Raw genomic sequence first — 16,516 nt, 5'->3', positions numbered from 1 at the left:
TTAAAAACCTTTAAATATTAAATTAAACTAATTATTATCAATTAATTTAGCTTTAAAGGTTTTATCATGAAATTTAAAATTTTCTTAAGCAGTAACCAACAGGAATTTGAAAACGAACGTGAGTTTGTTAAACGCGAAATCGAACAGGATTATGTACTAAATAGGTTTTTTGAGGTATTTTCATTTGAAGAAACATCTGCTTCAGGTAAAACTCCTGTTGAACTATATTCTCATGAGGTGGTTAATTCAGATGTGTATATAGGTTTGATTGGTTCTGATTATGGGAATATTTCGGAATCTGGAATATCTGCAACAGAATACGAATATAATCTCTTCAATAAGGCTCACAATGACGTGTTAATATTCCTTAAAGATGTTAAATTCAGGGAAGATAATGTCAATACTTTCATTGAAAAAATAAAAGATGAACATAGCTATCAAACTTTCAAAGACAAATATGAATTATATTTTGAAGTTAGAAGAAGTTTATGTGATTTTTTAGAAAAGAATTTGATTAATTATAGGGCTTATGATTCTGAATTGTTACTTGACTCTTCATGTGATGATGTCGATATGGAAGCTGTTGAAATGTTTTTTAATAGTGTGGACTATAGTCCTATTAAAAATTTAAGAGATGAAAAAGGACTAGTTAATGCATTATCAACAATTAATGCAGGTGAATATTATAATGGCGAGTTTAAATTGAATGTTGCAGGGGCATTATTTTTTGCTAAAGATTTATCTAAATTTAATATTCCTCATGAAGTAAAAATGGTTCATTTTTTTGATGATAGTGGATTTAAAAAATTTGAAAAAAATGTTTCAAACACTTCATTAATTAAAGTATTGAAGGAATGCGAAGAATTTTTCTTTAAACATACTCGCCATATTTCAGAAGTAAAAGGTTTTCATAGATATACTTCTCATGAATATCCATTCAATGCTATACGTGAAGCGTTAGTGAATGCTTTAGCACATAGAGATTATACTATATCTTCAGCATCAGTTAATTTTTATATTTATCCAGATAGAATTGAAGTAAAAAGTCCAGGACGTTTAAAATATCCATTAAATATTTATAATTTTGAAGAAAATGAACCAATTCATAGAAACGCCAATATTTGTAATATTTTTTCTAATACAATATATATGGAGCATGTGGGTAGGGGAATTAAGCAAATGAGAGATTTGATGAAAAATCATGGTTTGGATGAACCTGATTTTTTTGAAAATAATGATTTTTTTAAAGTAGTATTTAAAAGTAATTATATCCTTAATTATTCAAATGGTTTAAATGATAGGCAAATTAAATTTTTAAGAAGTGAAAAATCCCAAATTACTATTTCACAGTATCAAAAAATGTTTAATGTATCTAGAAACACTGCAATACGAGATTTAAATAAATTAGAAGAAGAGAATTTTGTAATAAAATCTAAAAATGGAAGAATAAATATTTTTAAAATAATTTCTGATGTTGGTATTAAGTAATTAATTATTCAATGACTCATATCAACCCATAATTTTGGGTTATATTAATGAAAATTTGGGTTATTTTAAATCGATTTTGCTTTCAATTATTATCTCATTTCAGTTTAGTAACCCTAATTTAATTGTTGGTTGAGATAAAAATTAATTAAGGATAAGAAGTACTGAAATTTTTTTCATTTCATACTTTTTACCAACATCTATAATAAAAATTAATTTCATATTTAAAAGATATGATAACATTTATAACTGGTAACGAACATAAAGTTAAAGAAGCAGAGAACATTTTCAAAGATTATGACATTAACTTGAAGCATATTGATTTAGGTTACACAGAACCTCAGGGAACTCTTGAGGAAGTGGCCATATCAGGCGCAAAATATGCTTGTCATGAACTTGACTGTCCTGTGATTGTTGAAGATGCTGGTTTATTCATTAAAGCTTTGAATGGATTTCCTGGAGTGTATTCTCATTATGTTCAGGATACTATTGGAAATCAGGGAATTTTAAAGTTATTAGCAGATTCAAATGACCGTTATGCCGAATTCAGGTCAGTTATTGGGTACTGTGCCCCCAATTCTGAGCCCAAGACTTTTTTAGGCAAGGTGTCAGGTGAAATCGCAGTTGAAGAAAGGGGAGATTTAGGATTTGCTTTTGATCCGATTTTCTATGTTCCTAGTGAAGGTAAGACCTTTGGGGAACTGACAACTGATGAAAAAAACCAATTTTCACATAGAAAAAATTCTTTAGAAAAATTCATAAAATGGTATTCTTCTAGAGAATAGTTTAACTTAATTGGGCTTATTTAAGATTTAAAAAATTTAAAGAGGTTTATATTATGGCAAGACCAGAATGGGTAACTTATAGTGATGAAGAAATTGAAGAAATGATTTTAAAATTTAACAGAGAAGGTAAAAGTACTTCCGAAATCGGTATTGTATTAAGAGACCAATACGGAATTCCATCTGTTAAAGATGTAACTGGTGAAAGAATTACTGAAATCTTAAGAAGAAACGGTCAAGCTGGAGAATACCCAGAAGACTTATTAAACTTAATCAAAAGAGCAGTAAACATCAGAGATCACTTAGAAGAAAACCCTAAAGACTTACACTCAAAAAGAGGTTTAACTATCATCGAATCAAGAATCAGAAGATTAGCTTCTTACTATGTAAGTGAAGGTAGATTACCAGAAGGTTGGAGATATAATCCAAGAGAAGCAGCACTCCTTGTTAAATAGAGCTAGTGAAGCTACACGTATGCTCAAGGAGCATATGGAAAATGATTCAGTTATAAGATTAATTTCTCATAACGATGCTGATGGAATTTCCGCAGCCGCTGTTATAGCTAATGCTTTGGCTGAGGAAAATATTCAATTCCATACTACAATTGTCCCACGTCTAAAAGAAGATATGGTAAATCAGCTTAGAAGTGAAAAGTATGATTTATTTATCTTCTCAGATATGGGAAGTCCATTTATAAAGGAATTTAACACTTATAAACATGATGTCATCGTTGCAGATCACCATCAGGTAGACGATACTGAAAGTGAGAGCAATGTCGTCCACATCAACCCTCACCTTTTCGGTGTTGACGGTAGTAAAGATTTATGTGGTGCGGGCTCAGCTTATTTGGCCATTCGTGATTTGGATAAAAAACATTTGGCTTATTATGCTCTGGTTGGAGCATTTGGTGATATGCAAGGACAAGGCGGATTCACTGGTGTTAATAAACTAATCCTTGATGATGCCCTTGAAAGTGGTAATCTGGAAATTCATGAAGGCTTAAAGATTGTTTCCAAATCAACTGAACCGATTTTTAAATCTTTAGCTTATACTTTTTCACCTCCTCTTCCTGGAATAAGCGGTGACTTTGACGGTGCCCGTGAATTTTTAGAGAAGATGAATTTATCTTACGGAATTAAATTCACAGATTTGGAAGATGAAGAAAAAGATTTGCTAAAAGATGCGCTGATTACTATTAATCCTGATATTTTCGGTGACTGTTACACTGTTGCAAAACAGGTGCCTATGTTACGTGATTTGGAAGAATTCTCTTATATTCTCGATGCTTGCGGTAAAAATAAAAAACAGGGCTTGGGTTTAAGTATTGCTTTAGGTGAAAAAGACCAGGCTTTGGATGCCGCCTTAAGACTGCAACGCCAATACCGTGACCAGATTGTCAAAGGTCTTGAATGGATTAAAAAGGAAGGTGCTCAACAGTTAAATTCAATTCAGTATTTGTATAGTGAAGACAAGGTATTGAAATCTGTAATGGGAACTATTGCAAGTATTGGATTGTCAGTTGAGATATTGGATGATTCCAAACCGGTTATTGGAATGTCACGTCTTCATAAGGATATTAAAATTTCAGGCAGAACCACAAGGGATATGGTTGCAAAAGGCGTTAATTTAGGAAAGGCCTTAAAAGATTCTTCAAATAATTTTGGGGGTACTGGAGGCGGTCACGATATTGCTGCCGGTGCTATGATACCATATGAAAGCAAGGATAACTTCCTGCATATTGTTGATGAAATGGTTGAATATCAATTAAATGGTGATTAACATGTTTTTAACAAACGAAGAACAGCAAATGTGTGATGGAGAGTTCGGTGAAACTATTAGGAAAAGCATGGATATTCTTGTTGCTTTAGGAGATATCTATGGAGCTTCCAAATTGGTTGACATTACTTCTGCACAGGTTTCTGGAGTTTCTTACAAAACTATTGGGGATGCCGGTTTAGAGTATCTTGAAGATTTGGCTCTTGATGGGTCTGGAAAAGCTACTATTAATGCTTCACTCAATCCTCCTGGAACAGATTTGGACAACTGGGAAAAATTAGGGTTTCCAAAGGACTTTGCAATTAAGCAAAATCAGATTGTAGATGCATATGCAAATCTCGGAATATCTAAAACATGTACCTGTACACCATATCTGGTAGGTAATGTTCCAAGATTCAGGGACCATGTTTCCTGGTCAGAATCTTCAGCCGTTGCTTATGTTAATTCTGTAATTGGTGCTAGAACAAACCGTGAGGGAGGCCCTGCAGCTCTTGCAGCAGCTATTGTAGGTAAAACTCCATTATATGGTTTTCATTTAGAGGAAAATAGGCAGGCAAATCTTGTTGTTAATGTAACAACTGAATTGAAAGGCGCTGATTTTGGAGCGTTAGGCTACATTATCGGTAAATTTGTCGGTGGAGGAGTGCCTTACTTCAAACTTCAAAACACTCCAAACAACAACGATTTGAAAACCCTTGGTGCGGCTCTTGCTTCATCAGGATCTGTTGCACTTTACCACGTGGAGGATGTTACTCCTGAAGCCAATTTAATTGACAGTGGTGAAATTGAAGATATAATGTTCATTTCAGACAAGGAAATCCAAGAAACCCGCCAGAAATTAACAACAACAGATAAAGAACCTGACCTTATTTGTTTAGGATGTCCTCATGCATCACTTGAAGAAATTAAACAAGTAGCTGGTATCGTACAAGGTAAAACAATAAAAAACAAATTGTGGATTTGCACATCAGTTAGCGTAAAGGCAACTGCTGACAGAATGGGTTACACAGAAATAATCGAATCCGCAGGTGGAAATGTTGTATGTGACACCTGTATGGTTGTGGCACCTATTGAAGAGATGGGCTTTGAGGTAATTGGTGTAAACTCTGCAAAAGCAGCAAATTATGTTCCATCAATGTGTGGACTTGATGTTGTTTATAATGATGTAGAAAATCTTATTCAATTCGAATAAGGTTTTTAATATTCTTTTTTTTTAAATTTAACTGACAAATTCGAATAAAATTTTTTTTAATTAAAACTTTAAATTAAATAAAAACTATAAATTAAACTAATAAATTGTGAGGAAGACTTTTTATGAATTATTTAGTTGTTGGTGCTGGAAATGCAAGTAGGCCTGTTGCAAGATTGCTAAATTATTTGGGCCATCAAGTTGTTATAACTGATTTAAAAGACATTTCAGAATTTAAAATAGAATTTCAAAGAAGTTTAATTGAAATGGAAAAAGAAGGAGTTACTCTGGATTTAGCAAATAAAGACCCTTCTGTTGATGGCTTCGATGCGGTTTACATGCCTCCGACATTACCTGAATCAGCTCCAATAGCTCAAAAAGTAAAAAATTCAGAATTAAAAGTTTTAACCAATGAAGAATTCTCAAAAACTGTTAATGATTTGATTCCGGTAGACATTATCGGAATTACCGGAACCATGGGTAAAACAACCACTACATTCATAACTACAAGCCTCTTCAAGCAGGCTGGTTATAAGGTATGGTCATGTTCATCTTTAGTAAACAACTTGGTTTCAGAAGCTATTATCGATGGAATTGTTAAAGGTAAAGCACAGGACTGTGATATAGCTATTTTTGAACTTCCTCATGGTACTATAGGCCTTTTGGACAGGCTGGATATTAAAATTGGTCTTTTAACCAACATAGCAGAAGACCACCTGTCTGAATTTGGAGGCTCCCTTGAAAAATACCAGCAACGTAAATTGGTTTTACAGGCAATGAGTGAAACATTCATAGCCAATAATTCCTGTCGTGACATTATCGAAAGCGTTAGGGATGATGCAATTTTCTATGCTCTTGATGAGGATGTTGACTTCAAGGGAACAGTTGGAGATAAATCATTAACAATCAAATCAAAAGATGTGGAATTCACAACTCCGTTCAATATGATGAGCTACTTCTTTGAAAATTCTGTTGCGGCATCAGCTGTTGCCCTGACATACGGAGTTGCTAAGGAAGATATTATTGATGCCTTAACCGTATTTAAAGGACTGCCTGCACACATGGAAGATGTCGGCGATTACAATGGCAGAAAAGTAATTCTTGATTCTGCATTCTTGTATGATGGAATGAAAATCACCTTGGATTATTTCAAGGATGAAAGTGTAGTGTTATTCTTAGATCATTTTGATACATTGTCCGTTAGAGACAAGGCTGAAGTTGGTCAGTTAGTAAGTGGATATGACATTAAGACAGTTATTGCTAGTGGATTTAACGAAGTTACACAGGAAGTAGAAATGGAAGCTGCTCAGGAGATTTTAGATGCAATAACCAATCCAAAAATTGAAAAGGTGGCTGTGGAAAACATTGAAATCGCAGCATGTGAAACCTTCAAATATTCCGAACCTGGAGATATAATTCTCCATATGGGACCGCTTATAGCATATGACAGGCTAACTACAGTCGATAAGATTATGAAGGGGCTTGAAGAAGGGAGTAAAAAATATGAATAAAAATAAGACCTTTGGAGTTATTGGTGTTTGCGGCGCAAACGGAAATTTAATAGCAAGAATTTTAAAACAAAGAGGCTATAACGTAATTGGGACAGATTTGTCATTCAAAAAAGACTGCCGGTTTGCAAATGCCCTTGAAGGATATGACATTGAAGTGTACTATGGAAAGACTCCCGATAAATTTTTCGAAAAGTCCGATATTATAATTCCTCCTGCAAGTTTGCCTAAGGATTCTGATGTATTGAAAAACTGTGATAAACCTATTTTAGGAATTGATGAAGTTATTGATATGATTCAGCCTGAAAAGCCGGTATTTGGAATAACCGGAACCAACGGTAAGACAACTTCAACAACTCTTCTCAAAAAAATAGCTTATGATAACGGAATCAAACCATGTGAACATGATTTGGAAGGCATGCAGGGCAATGCCGAATATATTCCTATCCTGCAGTCAAGATTAAATGGCGATGTGGGAATTCTGGAGGTAGGAACCTTTGGAGTTCCGGGCACTGTCGGAAAAATTGTAAAAAACACATCCATGTCAGGAGGTTTAATTACCAACATCACTCCGGACCATTTAAGAGATCTTGGAAGCTTCATGGATTATGCTAATGTTAAAGCGGAATTCATTAAGGAATTGGGAATAGGACAATTGGTTGTTAATGCACATGACCCTACAATAGTTGGACTGTTGCGTGAACTTGACTTTAAAGGTGAGGTCATAACATTCGGTGTAGACGAACTTCCGGATTCAATAGGTATGAAAGAATGTGTATGCGGTCGTGAAATCGCAGTTAAGGAAATCATTTCAGGATGCGGATATTACTTCTGCCAATGCGGAGTTACAACCCCTCAGGTGGATTATATTGCAACCAATGTAGATTTGCCTAACAGGACTTTTGACTTGCACACTCCTACAGAGAAATTGACAGTTAAAATGGGTGTGGATGGTCTACATAATGTTTATAATATTACTGGAGTCATTATTGCGGCTCACAAATTTTTAGATTTACCTTACGATAAGATATTGCCATCTATTGCAAGTTTTACAGGTGTCAGCGGTAGAATGGAGGAAGTCGCTCAAGTTAAAGGTAAGGACATATTTGTTGACTTTGCTCATAACCCCGCAGGTGTTGAAACAGTCTTAAAGGAATTTAAAAAATTGCATGGTGACTTTACTACTGTTATAACAGTTTCATCCGAATCAGGATACAAGGGTGATTTGGACATTTTCAACAGTGTTTTGAAATTCTCTAAATTCATAGTTCCTGCATCCACAGCATCCCAAAAGATTGCCTCTGAAAAACTCACTGAAAATCCTAAATTGAATGACAGGATATTTTTAAATTATGTAAGTGATTTTACAAAAACAGGAACAATGGGTGCATCTAAAAATCAGGTTAGGGATGGTATTAAAAAGGCTTTAAATTTAGATTGTGAAATGGTAATAGCTATTGGTGAAGCTGCTACCAAATACAAATCTTTAATCTTTGATTTATAAGTCGTATGTTTTAGGTGGATTTCCTGAGAAATCAGCAATAGTTGCTTTTCCTGAGACTGTAAATACTTCAAATGTTGGATTCTCAGCAGTTTCATATAATGCTTTTACAAGTTCATTTGAGTCGATTACTTTTTGTTTTAACTCTATAGAATCAGTGAATTCAACTTTACCTGCAATTCTTAACCATGCGAATTCAGGGGTTGCAACTGTTATTTCACAGTTAGGGTTTGCATCTAATTCTTTAAACATTGGTTTGGTGTTTGCGGTACAGAAGTATGGTTTTTCATCTTCATCAAAGTAAAAGAGAATTGGTCTTACTTTTGCGTTTCCGTCAAGTCCACTGGTTGCTAAATATATTAAAGAGTTTTCTTTTAAAAAATTTATTACATCACTCATTTTTTCTATCTCCTAATAGTTTGTTGTTTATAGTTTATTTCAAGGTATATAAAGGTTTTTTGTAACTAACAGGTAACTAAGTAACCTGTTGGTAACTGGGATTACTTATCATATGCTCTCACTAATCTTTTATAAATAGAAAAAATTAATATGATAGTAAGGGTTATTGGTAAACTCATTTTATATTCATTTAAGTTTGAAGGTTGAATTATGGCTAATTATATTTCACATCCTTTGATTAAGAAAGATTCTATTGAGGCTAGATTGTATCAGCAGATTTTAGCGGGGGATGTATTAAAAAAAGGAAATACGATGGTTGTTGCACCTACTGCATTAGGTAAAACTATTATTGCAATACTTGTAGCTGCAGACAGGCTTCAGAAAGTTAAAAATTCAAAAGTTTTAGTTCTCTCACCATCAAAACCTTTAGCCATTCAACATGAAGACAGTTTTAAGGAATTTTTAACCCTTCCATGCACTTCCATTACAGGTGCCATAAAAACTGATGAGAGAGTTAAAAGATGGGAAGAGTCTAGAATTATTTCCGCAACTCCTCAAACAGTTGAATCTGATCTATTAAATGGCCGATATGATTTATGCAATGTTTCTCTCATTGTCTTTGATGAGTGCCATCATGGGGTCGGTGCCTATTCCTATGTATATTTGGCTTCCCGTTACGTTCAGGAATCCAATTACAATTTAATTTTAGGCCTGACAGCGTCTCCCGGATCAGACAAGGCAAAAATCAAGGAAGTGTGTGAAAACCTTTATATCCAGAACATTGTTGTCAAAACTGAAGATGACCATGATGTCAGACCATACTTTAATCCTGTTGAAATCGACTGGGTTAGAGTTAAGATGAGCAGTGAACTTGAAAAAATCAAGAAATATGTTGATAAGGCCTTAAAAGTCAGATTAAAAGCTTTAAAAAATATGGGCATTATAAGAACAGTTTCTGTAGGCAAAGTCGATATCCTTAAAGCAAGAGGAAGAATTCAGGGAGAGATTGCAAGATCCGTCAACCCTGACAAAGACCTGTTCCAGGCAATCTCAATTTTAAGTGCTGTAATCAATATTCAGCATTCCCAGGAACTGATTGAAACCCAGGGTATTCAAACATTCAACAAATATATTGCCCGTTTACGAAAAAAGAAAACAAAAGCGGCTAAATCTCTAATGTGGGATGATAATTTCGGAAGAGCTGTTAAAATGGCTCGTGATGCTGAAAGGCATGGATGGGAACATCCAAAACTCAGGGAAGTAACAAATATTTTGAAAAAAGAACTTGGAACTGGTGACGGTCAGACCAAACTCCAGTCCGACCGTGTAAGCGGTAAGGATGAAAAATCATCCAAAATCATTGTTTTCACTCAGTACAGGGACACTCTCGAAATGATTCATGAAAAACTTGAAAAAGAGGGAATCAAATCTGCAAAATTCTTCGGTCAGGCTGCAAAGGACGGTAAAAAAGGACTCACTCAAAAAGAACAAAAAGCAATCATAAAATCATTCAGAATGGGAGAATATGACGTGCTTTTATCAACAAGTGTTGCCGAAGAGGGTATTGACATTCCTGCTGTTGATTTGGTTGTTTTATATGAGCCGGTTCCATCTGAAGTTCGTATGATTCAGAGAAGAGGTAGGACCGGACGTAAAAGAACCGGCCGTGTCAAAGTCCTGATTACCAACGGTACAAGAGATGAAGCCTATTACTGGTCCAGTGTAAGAAAAGAAGAAAAAATGAAATATCAGTTAATTGATCCGAAAGTTTTGGAAGAGCTTAATGCGTCTGCAGTTGAGAGAATGGAAGACCAGAAAAAAATTAAAGTAATTGAAAGACCAAAGGTCGAAAAATCAAAAACTGTTGTTTTCGCTGATTCTAGAGAGGGCAATTCCAAGGTAATTAGGCATTTGTCTGAAATGGAAATGGATGTTAAAGTTAGGTCCATGGCTGTTGGAGACTATCAGGTCAGTGATGAAGTTGTAATTGAGAGAAAAACAGCAAAGGATTTTGTTGACTCCATAATTGACAAAAGATTATTCAAACAAGCCCGTGAATTGTCTGAAGAGTTTAAACGTCCGATTCTAATTTTAGAGGGGGATGACATTTACAACGGTATGATTCATCCGAATGCTGTAAGGGGAACTATTGCGGCGATAGCGATTGATTTTGGTATTAGTATTATTCCTACAAGAAACTCTGAAGATACTGCTGCTATGATAAAAAGAATTGCTGTTCGTGAACAGACTGGTGAAAAAACTCCTATTCAGATTAGAACAGATAAAAAACCGGTAAGTTTATGGGAACAACAGTTGTTTATTGTAGAATCTCTGCCTAACATTGGTCCTGTAAATGCCAAAAATTTGCTTCAGCATTTCGGCAGTGTTGAAAAGGTCCTTAACGTTTCTGAAAGTGAGCTTCAGGAAGTTGATGGTATTGGTGAAAAAACTGCTAAAAATATAAGAAAAGTAGTTGAATCTGAGTATTTGTATTTCAATAAAGAAATTAAAGAAAAAAAACTTCTTTAATTTAAATTTTAAAGTTTTTCTTCATATATTCATAACTATTTTTTATGGAATCGTAATCATTTACTTCGATGATATAGATGCCATCAAAATTTTTTTCCTCTAAAGTATTGACTATATCATTTAATGCAATAGAGCCTTCACCTAATGCAAGGTGTGAGTCATCATCACCAAAATTATCATGGATATGTATGTGTTTAATTGAATCAAAAATCATCTCGTCTGCGGCATATCCTGCATGGTTTGCATGACCGATGTCCAATGTCATTGCCATGTCAAGTGATACTAACAAATCATTCAAATCATTGATGTCATAATAAATCATGGACTCAAAAGTAGGCATGTTTTCCAGGGTTGTCAAAACGCCCAAATCATTTGAATAATCCCTAAGTTCTTCACTTGATTTTCTTACGCAGTCATAGACCTCTTTGAGGAAATATTTTCTAGGTAAATAGGAAGCCAGCCCAGGATGCACAACAACCGCTTCAGCGTTAATCTTATTTGCCAAATCAATTGAATTTTTTATTTGCTTAATTGAATTCAGTCTGCTTTTTTCCTGAAGGGATGCAATATTGACATCCATAAAAGGAGCATGGATACTGTATTTGAGGTTATAGCTTTCTAAAATATCTGTGTCAAACTCTTCTGTTGGAAACTGATGTACCAATTCAGTGTATTCAATTCCTAAATTTTCAATAAATTCCAATGTGTCTTCTAAAGGTCTGTCTATTCCTGCAAGAGATGATGCACCAATTTTCATATTATCACTGTTTTCTAACTGCTGTAATTTCCAATCCCATCTCAATAGCGTCCAAGATGATATCGGACAATTCAATTCCGTTTTTAATTTTAATTTCTCCTTTTTTGGAGGTAGTGGCTGTAAGCAGATACTCTCCGTCAATAAGGATATCAAAGTTCTGTCTTCCGTTTTCTCTTCCCAATTCCAAAATCATCTGTTTTCTGGTATGTGTGATGTCTATTTCAAATGGAGTTTTATCAACAGGTTTTTCATCAATGATTTCCACTCCAAGGCTTATTCCGATATCACGTTCAATCTCGGCAATTCTCTTTCCATTTTTACCGATAATTTTTGGAACGTATTGATCCGGAATGTAAATGTTTGCTCTGTCGGGAGAGATTACTTCAACTTCAACTTTGGCTTTTTTAGGAAGGATTCTTTTTATTTTTCTTAAAATTTCCGCTTCGGCAATGATGTCAACGGAAGATTTTTGTTTTTCACCGGTTGATGTTCCGTTTACCAGATTCATATCCATTACAATGGTCTGTTCACCGTAAGTGTAAATTTCATTTTTAAGCTCGCCGGTTTCAAAGTCCCTTACTTCAATTACCGGTCTTGCAAGGTCTGCTTCTTTCATACCGGTTGGAACTTTAACGGTCATTTTTGTTTCATAAACGCTTGTAACTTTACCGTTTTCAATATAAATGCTTGTATCCACGATTGATGGAATTACTCCAAGTTCAACCCTTGAAGCGATTCTCTGAATTGCATCTATCGGACGTGTTGCATGGACGACTCCAATCATTCCTACCCCTGCAAGTCTCATGTCTGCAAATATGTTGAAATCGGTATTTTTCCTGAGTTCGTCATATATAGTGTAATCTGGTCTTACAAGCAGTAACACGTCAGCAGTATTTTCCATGCTTCCTTCAAGTGGAGCATATTGGGTAATTTCATCCGGCAGCTGCAGGTCTCTTGGTGATTCCATTGTTTTAACAATCTTATTCAATTTTGAAGAGTAGTATTTGGCGATTGCCTGAACAAATGTGGATTTACCTGCTCCCGGTGAACCTGAAATCAATATTCCTTCAGCGCTGGTTCTGATTCTTTCCAGTAATTTGTCTGAAAGGTTATATTCGTCCAAGCTGATGTTTGCCACAGGTTTGACTGCAGTAATTTCCAGAGCTTCGGCAAAAGGGGGATATGCAATTGAAATCCTGTACTCCCTTGACTGAACAACGAATGAACCTTCCATATCTGATTCAAGATAAGTCTTCGGATCATTTTTTGCTTTTTCAAGAATCTCTTCAACAATATCTGAAAGTTGTGAATATGAATATGGTTTGTTTTCCAGTTTAACAAACTCAATATGGCCAGGAGTTCCTTTTTTAGCCATTGGAGCAACGTGTTCCTTTAGATGAACTGACATTGTTTCACTGTCAAATAAGCGTTCTATGGAAAGGGGAATTTCTGTATATGTCTGTTTGAAATAATGAACCGGAATTCCCTGTGCCTTTGCCACTTCGGCCTGAACCTTGTCATTTGTAAGCAATGTTGCAAATTCTGATCTTGCAAGGTCTCTGATGATGCTGTCTATTTCTCCGCTTTTGGCATATCTGATATCATAATTGGTAGGACGTTTGCCTTTAAAGCTGATTGCCAACTCACCGTCTTCCTGCATTTCCTGAAGTTTTTTAAGTTCTTCCAATCCTTTTCTTCCTTCGGCCCTGTTGGCATTAGCCTGATGTTCTAACTCACAGACTACTGCTTCGGGCACAATTATTTCCGGATAGTCAAAATCTCCATTTTCAATCAGTTCGCTTACTGCACCAATTATAACTGCACTTGTGTCTGGTACTATACATTTCATTTTAATACACGTCATCGGGGTTTACAAGTCTTTCTAAAATTATCTCTAAATCGTCATCCTTCAAATCGTCAATATCGATTTCATTTTCGGTGTTGATTTTTCTAAAAAAGCATGAAAGATATCCTTCATGACAGGCAGCACCTGTTTGTTTGATTTTTAGGACAACAGCGTCCATGTCGCAGTCAACCAGTATTTCCTTAACTTCCTGAAAATGGCCGGAGCTTTCACCTTTAAGCCATAACTGGTTTCTTGATGTGCTCCAGTAATGTGCCTTGCCTGTTTGTATGGTTTTAATCAGTGCCTCTTTGTTCATATTGGCGAGCATCAAAATCTGATTGGTATCAGCATCCTGGGCCACTGCGGTTATAACTTTAACGCCGTTTATTTCATGTCTGAAGTTAATTTCCATTTTTTATTCCCCTTTGATGCAGGTCACTATGTCGTTAATGTCAACCAGTTCCTGTTCTCCGCTGACCATATCCTTAACTGTGACCTTGTTTTCTTTCAAATCATTTTCACCGATGATAATCATTTTCGGAACTTTGATTTTGTCAGCATAATTCATAAGCTTTTTGAATTTCTTTCCGTTTAAATCAACATCTACCTTGATGTCATTTTTTCTTAGCTCCTGGGTAATTTCATAGGCTTTTGGCCTTACGCTGTCGGATATTGGAGCAACATAAACGTCTAAGTGTGAAGGCAATTCTTCATTGTCGGTGAGCTCTTCAATTGCATTCATAAGCCTGTCAAAACCAAGTGCAAATCCTGTTGATTCTACTTCCTGGCCTCCGAATAATTTAACGAGGCTGTATGATCCTCCTCCGCAGATTTGCTTTTGGGCTCCAAGTTCCGGAACATATATCTCAAACACGATTCCTGTGTAGTAGTCAAGTCCTCTTGCAACACCGAGGTTAAGGGTATAGTTTTCAACTTTAAATGATTCTAGAAGTGTAATCAGTTCTTTTAATTCTTCAAGAGCTTCTTTAGGTTCTTCATATGGTGCAATCAATTCTTCAACATCACTTAATATGGATTTGTCTCCGACTAAATCAATAAGCTTTAAAAGTATTTGATTTAATTCGGAATTGTCGATTACAGGATTGTCTCCGCTTAGGGATTCGATTAATAAATCTTTATCTCCTTTGTCTATGACGACCATTATTTCCCTTTGGGTTTCCTGTGTGATGTCAAAGTGCTTGAATAGGCCTCTTATGATTCCGAGATGGTTTACATTAACGTCGGCGGTTGTAATTCCCAAAGCGTTGATTGCATCTGTACAAAGTGCTATGACTTCAGCTTCGCCCTGAGGAGTTTTGGCTCCAATCAGTTCACAGCCGAATTGCCAGAATTGTCTGAATCTTCCTTTTTGAGGTCTTTCATATCTAAAGCAGCTTCCATAATAATAAAGCTTGATAGGTTTTGCAGATGTCTTTTCAAGCTCATTTAAATATAATCTTGCAACCGGAGCAGTAATCTCTGGTCTTAAAGTTAAATCTCTGTCTGATTTGTCTTTAAAATTGTATAATTGATTTACAATTTCTTCTCCGGATTTGGTTGTAAATAATTTCAATTCTTCAAATAAAGGTGTTTTGATTTCCTGATAACCGTAATTTTCGAATATGTTTCTTAAGGTACCTTCAGCTTTTTTTCTCTGTCTCATTTCATCAAATAAGAAATCTCTTGTACCTCTTGGTCGTGTAAATTCCATTTTAGCTCTCCTATGAATAAATTTATTATAATTAAAATATGTTTTTTAGATGTTATATAATCTTTTGTTGGCGACACTTTTCGGAGGTTTTGTTGAAGGGGATATGAAAAATTCAGACTTATTTTTTAAGTAATGTCCTATGGAAACTGAAAAGTTTTTAGTATTATATCAATCAACTATAATTATATGAATATTAAAGGCAGTACAAATATCGTAGGTTTGATAGGTCATCCTGTGGAACATAGCTTTTCACCGCCGATGCATAATGCAGCATTTAAAGCATTGAACATGGATTATGCTTATGTTGCTTTTGATGTCAATCCTTCAAATTTAAAATCAGCAATTAACGGTGCACAATCATTAAATATCAAAGGTTTCAATGTAACAATTCCTCATAAAATTGATGTGATGCAGTATTTGGAGGAACTTGATGAAGTTGCAGAATTGATAGGTGCCGTAAACACAATAGATTTTAAAAATCTAAAAGGTTACAATACCGATGGAATAGGGGCTATAAAAGCTATTGAAGAGGTCAGTTCAGTTAAAGGTAAGAATATTGTAGTTGCAGGTGCGGGAGGCGCTTCAAGAGCAATATCCTTTTACCTTGCAAAATATGGGGCAGGTTCAATAACAATACTGAACAGGAATGTGGACAAGTCTAAAAGGCTGGCGGGTGATGTTTTGGCATCCGGTTTAATCAGTGATGTTAATGCAGATTCAATTTCTGAAATTTCCAGCTGTTTAAATGATGCGGATATTCTGGTCAACACAACTCCTCTGGGCATGCATCCTAATGTTGAGGGGTCAGTTGCCACATCTGAAGATATGCATGATGATTTAGTTGTTTTTGATGCAGTTTACAATCCTCATGAAACATTACTTTTAAAGGAAGCCATTAAAGCCGGAGCCAAACCGGTTTATGGAATTAAGATGTTACTTTACCAGGGAGCTGAAAGCTTTAGGATATGGACTGGCAGGCAACCTCCGATAGATGTAATGGAAGATGCTTTAAAACAATATTTGGGAAGATAAT

General features: G+C 35.3%; 14 protein-coding genes. 9 read left to right on the top strand and 5 right to left on the bottom strand.

The window, feature by feature from the left end; translation table 11 throughout:
- Positions 1–66: 66 nt before the first annotated feature.
- The 7 genes from E7Z81_RS02175 (at position 67) to E7Z81_RS02145 (ending at position 8,244) form a co-directional block, all read left to right on the top strand.
- Complete coding sequence (locus tag E7Z81_RS02175; RefSeq protein ID WP_292743535.1) at positions 67–1,488, top strand: ATP-binding protein; 1,422 nt, start codon at positions 67–69, stop codon at positions 1,486–1,488.
- 230 nt (positions 1,489–1,718) lie between these two features.
- Positions 1,719–2,270, top strand: a complete 552-nt coding sequence (locus tag E7Z81_RS02170) for an XTP/dITP diphosphatase (RefSeq protein ID WP_292743532.1) — start codon at positions 1,719–1,721, stop codon at positions 2,268–2,270.
- Positions 2,271–2,323: 53 nt separating this feature from the next.
- The gene (locus E7Z81_RS02165; RefSeq protein ID WP_292743529.1) at positions 2,324–2,722 is read left to right on the top strand and encodes a 30S ribosomal protein S15; all 399 of its coding nucleotides are present in this window, start codon (positions 2,324–2,326) and stop codon (positions 2,720–2,722) included.
- The gene (locus E7Z81_RS02160; RefSeq protein ID WP_292743736.1) at positions 2,712–4,046 is read left to right on the top strand and encodes a DHH family phosphoesterase; all 1,335 of its coding nucleotides are present in this window, start codon (positions 2,712–2,714) and stop codon (positions 4,044–4,046) included. The genes E7Z81_RS02165 and E7Z81_RS02160 overlap by 11 nt, the downstream gene beginning before the upstream one ends.
- A 1-nt stretch (position 4,047) precedes the next feature.
- On the top strand, positions 4,048–5,235 hold the full coding sequence (locus E7Z81_RS02155; RefSeq protein WP_292743525.1) for an aconitase X catalytic domain-containing protein: 1,188 nt from the start codon (positions 4,048–4,050) through the stop codon (positions 5,233–5,235).
- A gap of 122 nt (positions 5,236–5,357) precedes the next feature.
- Entirely contained in the window at positions 5,358–6,743 is a 1,386-nt protein-coding gene (locus tag E7Z81_RS02150; RefSeq protein WP_292743522.1) for a Mur ligase family protein, read from the top strand.
- Positions 6,736–8,244 carry a Mur ligase family protein gene (locus tag E7Z81_RS02145; protein WP_292743519.1) on the top strand — a complete coding sequence of 503 codons (1,509 nt, stop codon included), beginning with the start codon at positions 6,736–6,738 and terminating at the stop codon, positions 8,242–8,244. The genes E7Z81_RS02150 and E7Z81_RS02145 overlap by 8 nt, the downstream gene beginning before the upstream one ends.
- On the opposite strand, the gene E7Z81_RS02140 is transcribed toward E7Z81_RS02145, so the two are convergent.
- Positions 8,239–8,640 (bottom strand): pyridoxamine 5'-phosphate oxidase family protein, encoded by a 402-nt coding sequence (locus E7Z81_RS02140; protein WP_292743516.1) that lies wholly within the window; start codon positions 8,638–8,640, stop codon positions 8,239–8,241. The genes E7Z81_RS02145 and E7Z81_RS02140 overlap by 6 nt on opposite strands.
- 210 nt (positions 8,641–8,850) lie before the next feature.
- On the opposite strand from E7Z81_RS02140, the gene E7Z81_RS02135 reads away from it, so the two are divergent.
- Positions 8,851–11,169 (top strand): DEAD/DEAH box helicase, encoded by a 2,319-nt coding sequence (locus E7Z81_RS02135; RefSeq protein ID WP_292743515.1) that lies wholly within the window; start codon positions 8,851–8,853, stop codon positions 11,167–11,169.
- A gap of 1 nt (position 11,170) precedes the next feature.
- Here the strand turns inward: E7Z81_RS02135 and E7Z81_RS02130 are convergent, their stop codons facing one another.
- The 4 genes from E7Z81_RS02130 to hisS are packed head-to-tail and all read right to left on the bottom strand — an operon-like array spanning position 11,171 to position 15,483.
- Positions 11,171–11,926, bottom strand: coding sequence for a sugar phosphate isomerase/epimerase (locus tag E7Z81_RS02130; protein WP_292743512.1), 756 nt, complete (start codon positions 11,924–11,926; stop codon positions 11,171–11,173).
- A 4-nt stretch (positions 11,927–11,930) separates the two neighbouring features.
- Positions 11,931–13,775: a PINc/VapC family ATPase gene (locus tag E7Z81_RS02125; RefSeq protein WP_292743509.1), complete on the bottom strand. Its 1,845-nt coding sequence runs from the start codon at positions 13,773–13,775 to the stop codon at positions 11,931–11,933.
- Position 13,776: 1 nt separating this feature from the next.
- Positions 13,777–14,184, bottom strand: a complete 408-nt coding sequence (gene hisI, locus E7Z81_RS02120) for a phosphoribosyl-AMP cyclohydrolase (protein WP_292743506.1) — start codon at positions 14,182–14,184, stop codon at positions 13,777–13,779.
- A 3-nt stretch (positions 14,185–14,187) separates the two neighbouring features.
- Positions 14,188–15,483 carry a histidine--tRNA ligase gene (gene hisS / locus E7Z81_RS02115; protein WP_292743503.1) on the bottom strand — a complete coding sequence of 432 codons (1,296 nt, stop codon included), beginning with the start codon at positions 15,481–15,483 and terminating at the stop codon, positions 14,188–14,190.
- Positions 15,484–15,669: 186 nt separating this feature from the next.
- Here hisS and E7Z81_RS02110 point away from each other — a divergent pair, with 186 nt between their 5' ends.
- Complete coding sequence (locus E7Z81_RS02110; protein WP_292743500.1) at positions 15,670–16,515, top strand: shikimate dehydrogenase; 846 nt, start codon at positions 15,670–15,672, stop codon at positions 16,513–16,515.
- Position 16,516: the final 1 nt, after the last annotated feature.

The organism is Methanobrevibacter sp., from assembly GCF_015062935.1.
Classification (GTDB): domain Archaea; phylum Methanobacteriota; class Methanobacteria; order Methanobacteriales; family Methanobacteriaceae; genus Methanocatella.
This window is presented reverse-complemented; position numbering and strand designations above follow the sequence as displayed.